Annotated in this window: 8 protein-coding genes; 5 read left to right on the top strand and 3 right to left on the bottom strand. The window is 40.9% G+C overall.

Going from position 1 to position 11,412, the window contains the following annotated elements:
* The 3 genes from H6G41_RS21685 to H6G41_RS21675 all read left to right on the top strand — a co-directional run.
* The coding region (locus H6G41_RS21685; protein WP_306790442.1) for an NACHT domain protein at window positions 1-1,466 on the top strand (1,466 nt) is incomplete at its 5' end.
* Between the two features lie 134 nt (window positions 1,467-1,600).
* Complete coding sequence (locus H6G41_RS21680; protein ID WP_190748484.1) at window positions 1,601-3,973, top strand: WD40 repeat domain-containing protein; 2,373 nt, start codon at window positions 1,601-1,603, stop codon at window positions 3,971-3,973.
* A 2-nt stretch (window positions 3,974-3,975) separates the two neighbouring features.
* Window positions 3,976-5,070, top strand: a complete 1,095-nt coding sequence (locus H6G41_RS21675) for an ATP-binding protein (RefSeq protein ID WP_190748482.1) — start codon at window positions 3,976-3,978, stop codon at window positions 5,068-5,070.
* 14 nt (window positions 5,071-5,084) lie between these two features.
* On the opposite strand, the gene H6G41_RS21670 is transcribed toward H6G41_RS21675, so the two are convergent.
* A complete protein-coding gene (locus H6G41_RS21670; protein WP_190748480.1) occupies window positions 5,085-5,351 on the bottom strand; it encodes a type II toxin-antitoxin system RelE/ParE family toxin in 267 nt (88 codons plus the stop codon).
* Window positions 5,348-5,587 (bottom strand): hypothetical protein, encoded by a 240-nt coding sequence (locus tag H6G41_RS21665; protein WP_190748478.1) that lies wholly within the window; start codon window positions 5,585-5,587, stop codon window positions 5,348-5,350. Before H6G41_RS21665 ends, H6G41_RS21670 begins: the two co-directional genes overlap by 4 nt.
* 147 nt (window positions 5,588-5,734) lie before the next feature.
* Between H6G41_RS21665 and H6G41_RS21660 the strand changes: the two genes are divergently transcribed.
* Both H6G41_RS21660 and rtcA read left to right on the top strand, forming a co-directional pair.
* Window positions 5,735-7,084, top strand: coding sequence for an FAD-binding oxidoreductase (locus H6G41_RS21660; RefSeq protein ID WP_190748476.1), 1,350 nt, complete (start codon window positions 5,735-5,737; stop codon window positions 7,082-7,084).
* A 286-nt stretch (window positions 7,085-7,370) separates the two neighbouring features.
* Window positions 7,371-8,411 (top strand): RNA 3'-terminal phosphate cyclase, encoded by a 1,041-nt coding sequence (rtcA, locus tag H6G41_RS21655; RefSeq protein ID WP_190748474.1) that lies wholly within the window; start codon window positions 7,371-7,373, stop codon window positions 8,409-8,411.
* Window positions 8,412-8,487: 76 nt separating this feature from the next.
* Here rtcA and H6G41_RS21650 read toward each other — a convergent pair whose 3' ends face one another.
* Window positions 8,488-11,394, bottom strand: a complete 2,907-nt coding sequence (locus H6G41_RS21650; RefSeq protein WP_190748472.1) for an SdrD B-like domain-containing protein — start codon at window positions 11,392-11,394, stop codon at window positions 8,488-8,490.
* Window positions 11,395-11,412 lie beyond the last annotated feature (18 nt).

Here is an 11,412-nt window from a genome sequence, read left to right as displayed (position 1 = left end):
TTCTACTTTTAGCATTCCTGTTTGATTTTCTACCACACCACCTATCCACAGTAATATGTTTTCTGCGAAAACTCCAGTTTTCAAGATGGATGAGGTTTAAAACTGCTTTTTGGCGAGAGTTTAATGCAGATAATCCTTCAGTTTTGCCTCCAGATGTAGCACATTTTCTTGATTGGCATATATTGGGCGATGAAATCCGCGATTTACAGATTAACCCGCGTCAAGAATTTACAGAATTTTGGCAAGTTTTTATCAGTGTTGCTAAACGCACCCGCACACCTGCGGAGGTATTAAGAGATAAAGAATTAAGTAAGCTGAATAGTCCTCAGCAAACACCAAAGTCTTATACCTCAGAGTTTGAGTCTTTGATCCAAGAAAAAATTCGCTATTTTTGCGGTCGCAAGTTTGTCTTTCAAGCCTTTGATAACTTCCGTAACCAGCATACTAAAGGCTATTTTACGGTAATCGGTGATGCGGGCATGGGAAAAAGTGCTATAGCAGCCAAATATGTTTATGATAATCAAGCGATTTGTTATTTTAATGTCTTGCAAGATGGACGCAATCGTCCGGAATTATTTCTTAAAAGTATTCGTCAACAGCTAATTAATCACTACAACTTAGAAAATGCTGAGAATGATGATTTATCAGCTTTGTTAGTTAAAGCTAGAAGCAAAATTCCTGATGGTGAAAACTTGGTGATTGTGGTTGATGCTTTGGATGAAGTGGAACAAGAAGCAGGCGGAGAAAATATTTTATATTTGCCTAAGACTCTACCAGAGAAAGTTTATTTTCTGCTGACGAGGCGACGCTATGAACCGAGTAAAAAGCGGTTATATACTGAAGGTGTTGAGCAAGTAGAGTTAGATTTAACTGCAAATCAGTATATTGAATTCAGCCGTGATGATATTCAAGCATATATCCGCTTCATTCTTAACCATGACGCAGAGTGGAAAGATGGTTTGAGGAAGTGGATGCAAGAACGAAATATTACGGATGAGACTTTTATTGAGCAGGTAGCAGAGAAAAGTGAAAATAACTTTATGTATCTGCGCTATGTTTTACCAGCAATTGCGCGGGGTTTTTATAATGACTTGAGTTTAAAGGAATTACCAGATGGTCTTCAGCAATATTATCAAACCCACTGGGCGCGGATGGAGATGAATGAGCAAGATAAAGAAATTAAAGTAATTATTTTGTTTATTTTAGTGGAGATTGGCACGCCCATACCTTGTGAAATGATTGCTGATGTTGCAGAAAAAGATGAGTTTGAGGTGCAAGATATTTTAGATGACTGGTTAGAGTATTTGAAAAAGCAGAAAGTAGACGGAGATGATTGTTACAGCATCTATCACGCTAGTTTTTTAGATTTTCTCCAAGCGCAAAGAGTATTACAAGCCAAGCGACAGCTATTTACAGAGGTAAATCAACGCATTGTTGATTATTGGGATAGGGATATGCAAAATTAGTCAGATGTAGCGTGTGTTATGCCGCAGGCTAACGCACCTTAATTCTTTTTTGGTCATTAGCGTTAGGGAAAAAGTTGTTGGTTCTTGGGTGTCTTTCTTCAACCCAACCTACAGATTTAAATTTATAAAATGAAATGGTCGAAACCACTGATAGATCTTTATCTAAAAAGTCTTACCGAGTCAAAGCTTATCTGGGCAGGTATCCTTATAATCTGGTCAATTCAGGAAATTTAGAGAAGTATTACCAAACTCTAACTAATTTTAATTTTCTAGTGGACAAGATTAAGCATCCTGAATTTGGGGTGCAATCCTTAATTGAAGATTATGAGTTGATTGATGCCGAAGATACATTAAACTACCTAGAATACAACCCTGATAAAGTCAAAAGCCTCAAGTTGATTCAAGCTGCATTAAGACTATCAGCACATATTTTAGTAATCGATAAGCAACAATTAGCAAGTCAACTGTACGGACGGTTATTAAATCAGAAAATGCCAGGGGAAATCAAGGCATTATTGGCACAAATAAAACTAAAGACAACTACGTTTTGGCTATGCCCCTTAACACCTAGTTTAACATCAGCAGGAGGACGTTTACTTCGTACCCTAACTGGTCATAATGGCTGGATCAACTACGTCGCTGTTACTCCGAATGGGCAACAAGTGATTTCTGTATCCCATGACAAGACCCTTAAAGTCTGGAATTTGATAACTGGGGAAGAACTATTTACCCTAAAAACTGACAAGGCTTGGCCAAATGTTTTTGCTGTCACTCCCAATAGCGAACAGCTGATTTATGTTTACTTTTACTCCATTCTGAAAGTTTTAAATTTGGAAACTGGTGATGACATATTTACGCTCTCTGCTCATAATGGCTGGATAAATGCAGTCGCAATCACACCTAATGGCAAACACTTGGTTTCCGCTTCGGACGATAAGACATTAAAGGTATGGAATCTGGAAACCGGGGAAGAAATATTCACTTTCACTGGTCATAATGACTCGGTATATGAATTTGCTATTAGTCCCAATGGTAAACAGGTAATTTCTGTTTCTTTGGACTCCACTCTAAAGGTCTGGAATTTGGAGACTGGTGAGGAACTATTCACTATTACTCTTAATAATCCCTGGATCAATACAGTTGCTATCACCCCCAATGGCAAACAGGTAATTTCTGCTTCTGCTGACAAGACATTGAAGGTGTGGAATTTGGAGACTGGTGAGGAACTATTCACCCTAATTGGTCATAATGGCTGGATCAACACAGTCGCTGTTACCCCTAATGGCAAACAGGTAATTTCTGCTTCTGATGATAAGACATTGAAGGTGTGGAATTTAGAAACAGGTCAAGAACTATTTACCCTCGCTGGTCATAATTCCTCGGTAGATGCAGTTAGCATCACTCCCAATAGCAAACAGGTAATTTCTGCTTCCAATGACAAAACATTGAAGGTATGGAATTTAGAAACAGGTCAAGAACTATTTACCCTCGCTGGTCATAATTCTTCAGTAAATGCAGTTGCAATCACCCCCAATGGCAAACAGTTGATTTCCGCTTCCAATGATAAAACTCTCAAAGTCTGGACTCTGGAAAACAGAAAGGAAGAATTTATTCATTCTAAAGAACTGTACGCAAATAAAGGTCATAATTCCTCGGTAGATGCAGTTGCCATCACCCCCAATGGCAAACAGTTAATCTCTGCTTCAAGTGACAAGACATTAAAGGTGTGGAATTTAGAAACTGGGCAAGAATTATTTACGCTCACTAGACGTAATTCTTTGGTAAAAGCACTAGCTGTCACTCCCGATGGTAAACAGTTAATTTCTGCTTCCGGTGACAAGACTCTCAAAGTCTGGAATTTGGGAAATGGGAAAGAAGTATTTACCCTATGTGGACATACTTCCTCAGTAAAAGCAGTCGCGGTCACCTCTAATGGTAAAAACATAATTTCAGCTTCTTTTGATACGACCTTAAAAGTCTGGAATTTGGGAACTGGTCAAGAATTATTTACTCTCTCTGGTCATACTTCCGCGATAAATGCAGTTGCTGTAATTCCTAATAGCAAACAGGTGATTTCTGCCTCTGATGACAAGACGTTGAAGGTATGGAATCTAGAAACAAGAAAAGAAGAATTTACTCTTACTTGTCATAATTCTACAATCAAAGCAGTTGCGGTAACTCCTGATGGCAAAAAGGCAATTTCTGCTTGCGGTGATAAGACCTTGAAAGTTTGGAATTTACAAACTAGACAAGAAGAATTCACTCTATATGGTCATCATAACTGGGTAAAGACAGTCGCCATCTCGCCCAATAGTAAAAAGTTAATTTCCGGTTCTTCTGACTTCACATTGAAAGTTTGGAACTTAGAGACTAAAGAAGTTATTGCTACTTTCACGGGAGAAAGTTCAATCTCTTGCTGTACTGTTGCACCCGATGGCGTAACTATTGTGGCAGGAGATGCTTCGGGTAGGGTACATTTTTTGTGCTTAGAAGGGATGGAGATATAACCATGAACAATACTCCTAGACCACCAACCCGAAATCTAAAGGAATTTCAGCAAATTATAGCTAAAAAAAGCCATAATTTTATCGGTCGTGAATTTGTATTTACAGCGATTGATGAATTTATTAAGCGTTATCGCCGGGGTTACTTCACTATTACCGGCGCACCCGGTAGCGGTAAAAGTGCAATTCTCGCCAAATATGCCACAGATAATCCTCATGTTGTCTATTACAACATTGAACTTGAGGGTAAAAATCGCGCTGAGGAATTTATTAGCAATATTTGCACTCAACTTATAGAGATTTTTGCTATTGATAATTTACCTGTAGAGACATTTCATATAACATTTCTACATCAATTAATCCAACAAATCAGCGATGAGTTAGCACCTGAGCAAAAATTAATCATTACTATTGATGGCTTAGACCGCATTGACCATAATCATCAATCTCCTGGAACAAATTTATTTTATCTTCCCCGCTATCTCCCAGATAAAGTTTATTTTCTTCTCACCCGCCGACCTTTTTTAAAAGATAAATCTGGTTTATTAATAGAAACACCATTCCAAACTCTAAATTTAGCCGAATACCCCGCAGAAAATCAGCAAGATATCCAAAGATATATTCAACAATTTACCCTTCGGCTACGCTCAGGGTTAAATCATGAAGATATAAAAGCTTGGTTAAATCATCAGCAAATCAAAGAGCAAGAATTATGTAATATTCTGGCGGCTAAATCGGAAAATAATTTTATGTATATTAGCCAAGTTTTAAGTGCTATGGCTGAAGGTTTTGATGCAGAATCTTTTGATTTAAATCAACTACCAACAGATTTAGAAACATATTATCAACAGCATTGGCAACAAATGCAAGCTGCAAATCAAGATGAGGAATTGAGCCAAGCTGTGTTGAATGTTTTAGTTAAACAACCGCAGCCTATATCTGTAGCCGCCATTTCTCAATTAATTAATGTGGATGAATTTGATGTTGAAGAAGTGTTAGAAAGTTGGTTTGAGTTTTTATCGCTGCAACAAATAGCAGGGGAAGAATATTATAGTTTTTATCATGATAATTTCCGGGAATGGTTGACAAATAAAGTTTAAACTTATCTTTCTTGTCAACTTTCATCCTTGTAGATGTTGCTACGATGTCCGATTTCTACAACAGTAACCAATAAAATATCATCAAAAATATCATATATAATACGATAATCGCCTACTCTAACGCGATATGAGTTTTCTTGACCTTTTAATTTTTTAACTCCGTTAGGGCGTGGTTCTATCGCTAAATTTTCTATTTTAGTTTGTATGCGGTTTTGCAATTCTGGAGATAGTTTCATGAATGCTTTTCTCGCACCCTTGGTAAATTTAACTTCGTAAATCACGCTACATCCTTGTTCTTTTCATTAGCAATTTCTTGTTTAATGTCCTCCCAAGCGATAAGACTATTATTTTCCACATCACTTTTAGCAGCATGATAGGCTTTTAAATCATTTTCTTCCTCTTCATCCTCAATTTTTTGCAGTAGTGCGTAAATCTCATCTAAAGTACTGTCATAAGCTTGATTTAACAGTACATTGATTGCTTTAATTAACTGTTCGCGTTCTTGTTCGGTCTTCATTTTTCTACTTCTTATCAACTGAACACCTGAATTTAATTTTAAATTAGCGCTCAATCATTTTTGCGCCTATCTAGCGAGAACCCGCTTTGCGTCTTCGCGCCTTTGCGTGAGAATAAAAAGAAATTTCCTAACTTAACCAAAATACTAATGACAACTCTCAACTTAAATACCCTGACTGCGGCTTTCGCAGACATCGAAACCATCACCGATCCCGCCCAAGTCGCCAAATTATCCCAGGACTATCACACCTTTAGCCCGGTTCTCGTCCCCAAATTAGCGGGGAAAGTGGGGGATATTGTCGTGCGTCCCGCCAATGAAGCCGAAGTGATTAAGGTGGCTGCAACCTGCGCCAAGCACCGCATCCCTGTGACTGTGCGGGGTGCGGGTACGGGGAATTATGGACAATGCGTACCCTTACATGGTGGTGTCATCCTGGATATGACGAAAATGCATGAGATTCTCTGGGTGAAACCAGCAGTAGCACGGGTAGAAGCTGGGGTGAAATTGGCAGCTTTGGATAAAAAAGCGCGAGAAATTGGCTGGGAAATGCGGATGGCTCCCTCAACCTACCGCACAGCAACCATTGGCGGCTTTATTGCTGGGGGTAGTGGGGGGATTGGTTCAATTCAATATGGCTTATTAGGCGATCGCGGTAATCTTTTAGGGCTGCGAGTGGTAACTTTAGAAAATGAACCCCGCATCATCGAGTTACGCGGCGATGACGTACAAAAGGTAAACCATGCATGGGGTATTAATGGCATTATCACCCAATTAGAACTTCCTCTAGCCCCAGCGTATCCTTGGGCGGAAGTAATTGTTACCTTTGATGATTTTATGACAGCCGCTAAGTTTGGCTATGCTCTAGGTAATGCTGATGGGATAATGAAAAAATTGATTAGTATTTTTGCCTCACCAATTCCCCAATACTTTCACGCTTTGCATGAATACATAGTTGAAGGTAAGCACGCAGCATTCTTAATGGTTGCTGAACCAAGTTTAGAATTTCTCCCAGGATTAGTCCAAAAATATGACGGGCAAATTACCTATCAAAAACTCGCCCAAGATGCAGGTAAAGGCACTCATTTAGCAGAATTCACCTGGAACCATACCACTTTACACGCCCGCACCGTAGATACTTCCATTACCTATTTGCAAAGTATCTTTCCGCCAGATTCGAGTTTGCAATTAGTAGAGCAGATGTATCACCACTTTGGTGATGAAGTCATGATGCATTTAGAATTTTTCCGTGTCGGGGGTGCAGTGATTCCCGGTGCTTTACAACTGGTGCGTTACACCACAGAAGAACGCCTTAACGAAATTATCCGCTATCACGAAGCCCAAGGAATTGCGATCGCCAATCCTCATACATACATCATTGAAGACGGTGGCAGAAAAGTCATTGACCCCGAACAATTAAAATTTAAAGAAATGGTTGACCCCTATGGATTGATGAACCCTGGTAAAAGCAAAGTCCTAGAATTCAAAATTTCATCGTAAATAAAAGCAGTCTCGATGAGAAATTTTCATCACCATCCATAAAAAAAGACAAGGAGGACAAGGAATTTTAGATTTTAGATTTTAGATTTTGGATTCTAATCTAAATCTAAAATCCAAAATCCAAAATCCAAAATTGAATTGCCCAATGCCCAATGCCCCATACCCAATCATAATTTCTGCCTTTCTCACAAAAGTTGTATTGCACTCAAGTGTAAACCGCTATAAACTTTTTAATCTGATTACTCAACCGTAGAGATAATCAAAAATTCAAAATCACCCATTGCCCATGATTGAAATTGACGGTTCCTACGGAGAAGGAGGTGGACAAGTTCTGCGTACCTCCTTGAGTTTAGCCGCTATAACTGGCGAGGCTATAACCATTGCAGGTATTCGTGCTAAACGTAAAAGGCCAGGATTAGCAGCCCAACACCTGACAGCAGTTCGTGCAGCGGCGAAAATCTGTCAGGCGCAACTCCGGGGTGATGCCTTAGGTTCCATGAAGTTGGAATTTGTTCCCAGTATTGCTGTCCAACCAGGACAGTATACTTTTGATGTCACAGAAGCACAACAAGGTGGTTCGGCTGGGGCGATGACTTTGGTTTTGCAGACTGTGCTGTTACCCCTAGCTTTGGCTGCGGGAGAATCCCAAGTGACTTTAAAAGGCGGAACTCATGTTCCCTTTAGCCCGACAATGACATACATTGAACAAGTGTATCTGCCGGTGCTGCGTCGTATGGGAGTTAAGGCGACAGCCAAGTTACGTGCTTGGGGATGGTACCCTCAAGGCGGGGGAGAGATGCAAATCAAAGTTAATGGTGGTGGCACAATTAAGGGCATTAGTTTGCTAGAACGCGGTAGCTTACATCAAGTAAGGGGATTAGCTGTGGTGACGGAATTAGCTTCCCATGTAGCGCAACGGATGGCAAATCGTACGGAGAACTTATTAAATCAGGCCGGATTAAAAGTTGCTATCGAAGCCTTACGCGAAAAAGGCGTAGCACCAGGGGCAGGTGTTTTTTTAACGGCTGAGTATAAAAATAGCTTAACTGGATTTGGTGGATTTGGCCGTTTGCGCTTACCCGCCGAGAAAGTTGCAGATATTGCTTGTCGGCAATTATTACACTTTCATCATACAGGTGCGCCTGTAGACGAACATTTAGCAGATCAATTATTGTTACCAGCAACCTTAGCATCTCAACCAAGTCAATATCGCGCATCAGAGATTAGTAGTCATTTAACAACTAATGCTGCGATAATCGAACGCTTTGGACTAGCGCGGATTGTAGTAGATGAAGCAGAGAAAATAGTTGCGATCGCACCTGTATAAAATGGGCATGGGGCATTGGGCAGTCAACAGTCAACAGTCAGCTGTCAACCGTCAACCGTCAACCGTCAACTGCTATTTAATTAACTCTGACACGGAAGCGAACAGAACCAGATTGAGCGGTAGGAATATTGCCCAATTTGACAATTACTGTACCGTTGGGATTATTGCGATTTTCGCAAACGCTACTTTCGGGAATCTGTTCTATTGGTGTCAGGGGTGGGAAAAATCTTCCTCCATCTGCGCCAGTACCGCCACCAGTTACAGAAATACTGTTGGGTAGATAGGTTGTACTCTGGGGAATCAGATCGCAGAAATTAATATTTTCTAATGAGCCATCTGTGCGGAAATAAATTGTGTACTCTACTTCATCACCACTTTGCAAGGGTGTAGGAATTTCATATTGACCAATAGCAACAGAACTGAGTGCATTATCATTTTGATCGTTGGGGTCATCGACAAAAGTATTGAATTGATTACCTTGAGTATTTGTTGAAGCGATCGCGGTAATTCGCTTGACCAACAAGATATTACCATCACCACCCGCACCAGTACCAGGACGGCGGAAACCAAAATCCACATCTGTCCTTGATTGATTTGCTTGCAGTGTCACATCTACTTGCGGATTCCCAGTCGTAATTTGCGGGAACTCCTCAGGCTCAATCACTCTAACTCTGTAGTTACCAGCTGGCAACTCGTTGAAGTTGTAATTCCCGTTACCATTAGTAGTGGTGGTTTGGGTAGTATCATCAGCATTACCCAAAATGCCATCATTTCCTGGAAGAATCAGGTTTACAGTGACATTAGCAATCCCTGGTTCGTTGGCATCTTGTTGAGCATTACCATTAACATCATTGTATACAGTATCACCAATCGAAGCAGTACCAGCAACCGGATTCCGCAAACCAAAATCTACGTCTGTCCTTGATTGATTTGCCTGTAGTGTCACATCAACTTGGGGATTCCCGGTAGTAATTTCGCTAAAATCATCTGGTGTAATCAGTGAAACTCTGAAGTTACCCGCAGGGAGATTATTGAAGACATAATTCCCGTTGTTATTGGTAGTAGTAGTTCGAGTTGTATCATCATCATTACCCAAAATTCCATCATTACCCGGAAGCGTCAAGTTAACAGTGACATTAGGAATCCCTGGTTCGTTGCTATCTTGTTGTCTATTACCGTTGATATCGTTGTATACCGTATCGCCAACCGAACTATTACCAGTCACTGGACGCCGTAAACCAAAGTCTACGTCTGTCCTGGATTGATTTACTGGCAAATTCACATCTATTTGCGCATTACCAGTAGTAATTTCGGTAAATTCCGTAGGTGGGGTAAGTGTAACTCTGTAGTTTCCTGCTGGCAGATTATTAAAGTTATAGATTCCGTTAGCATTAGTAGTGGTGGTTTGGGTAGTATCATCATCATTACCCAAAATCCCATCATTCCCCGGCTGCGTTAAGGTAAGGGTGACATTAGAAATCCCTGGTTCGTTGGCATCTTGTTGACCGTCGCCATCGATATCATTGTATACAGTATCGCCAATTGAACCGGGAACGCCAGTAGTTGGACGCCGCAAACCAAAGTCTACATCTGTCCTGGATTGATTCGCTGGCAGATTCACATCTATTTGGGCATTACCAGTAGTAATTTCGGTAAATTCCGTAGGTGGGGTAAGTGTAACTCTGTAGTTGCCTGCTGTCAGATTACTGAAATTGTAGTTCCCGTTAGCATTGGTCGTGGTGGTTTGGGTAGTATCATCAGCATTACCCAAAATGCCATCATTCCCAGGCAGCGTCAGGTTAAGAGTGACATTAGCAATCCCTGGTTCGTTGCTGTCTTGTTGTTGGTTACCATTAATATCGTTGTATACTGTATCACCAATAGAACTATTAGCAGGCGGGCGGAAACCAAAGTCAGCTAAATCGTAATTCTGCCCAGCCGTTAAAGTAATGGGATTAGGCTGAGTTAGAGTAGGGGTCAATCCATTAGGTATTTGGGGAACTGAGGCTGTGTATTGACCTGCTGGTAAATTAGAAACTCGGTATTGACCGTTATTATCAGTCGTAGCTGTGCCAACTACATTGCCATTACCATCTCTGATTTCCACCCCAACGCCGGGAATTCCTGGTTCACCAGGGTCTTGAGCATTATTGCCATTATTATCATTAAAAACAGTATCACCAATTGAAGCCCCTGGTATGCAAACGCCGATATCTGTGGCTAAACCAATTGTCTCATCCTGTCCCGGGCCGGGATTAGGGGGTGCAAATAGCGGCCCTGATTGGTAAACAATTTGGACGCTAGTAACTGGGCCAGCAAATGTTGCGGCGACATTACCAGCTGAACTTTCAGGGGGTGCATTTCCTGGTTCCACGCGCGGATTTTGTCCCCGCGCTACATTACCAATAACTTCGGTAACACTAGGCACGTTACCATTAGCACGTACCAAGGTAACTGGGACATTTACACCTGCATTAGAAGCAGTAACAGTAATCTGATCCTGGAATCCTGTTTCATCGCTGCGATTTCTGTCTACATCCAAAAATAGTAGAGAAGATGGTAAGACAATGGGTTGATCGCTAGTAATAATCAAGGTAGCAGTACCTTGAGCGCGTCCTATAGCATCAATCCCCCAACGGAGATATGGTTTATCAATGCCACCATAGGGGCCTGGTTGGATGCCAAAAGGTACAGGGCCAAGGGCACCAGGGCTGAGATCACGAATAAAACCAGGTGGGTTTTCTACCATTCGGAAGTTGATATTGACACCGCCAATATTGAAGGTCTGATTGAAATTGGCAGTCTGGAAATTTAACTCACTCCAATTGAGATTGACTAATCTTGTATTAGCTGGACAGGTGACATTCTGTGCTACGGCTTTTTGACTAGAAAGACTTCCTAAGGGAATTTGGGGTGCGGTTAACAGTAGGGTGAGGAATGTACTTCTCAGGGGTGTAGGTAGATTTTTCAATAAAGGTTTCATTACTGGCTTCCTAAAACA

It is taken from the genome of Tolypothrix sp. FACHB-123 (genome assembly GCF_014697075.1).
In the GTDB taxonomy this organism is placed as follows: domain Bacteria; phylum Cyanobacteriota; class Cyanobacteriia; order Cyanobacteriales; family Nostocaceae; genus Aulosira.
Note: the sequence above shows the minus strand (reverse complement) of the source record. Positions and strands in the feature narration are given on the sequence as shown.

Bases quoted from the DNA above. Each gene is read 5' to 3' on its own strand.
- H6G41_RS21650 (WP_190748472.1), bottom strand. From the start codon at position 11,394: ATGAAACCTTTATTGAAAAATCTACCTACACCCCTGAGAAGTACATTC.
- H6G41_RS21675 (WP_190748482.1), top strand. From the start codon at position 3,976: ATGAACAATACTCCTAGACCACCAACCCGAAATCTAAAGGAATTTCAG.
- rtcA (WP_190748474.1), top strand. From the start codon at position 7,371: ATGATTGAAATTGACGGTTCCTACGGAGAAGGAGGTGGACAAGTTCTG.
- H6G41_RS21660 (WP_190748476.1), top strand. From the start codon at position 5,735: ATGACAACTCTCAACTTAAATACCCTGACTGCGGCTTTCGCAGACATC.
- H6G41_RS21680 (WP_190748484.1), top strand. From the start codon at position 1,601: ATGGTCGAAACCACTGATAGATCTTTATCTAAAAAGTCTTACCGAGTC.
- H6G41_RS21665 (WP_190748478.1), bottom strand. From the start codon at position 5,587: ATGAAGACCGAACAAGAACGCGAACAGTTAATTAAAGCAATCAATGTA.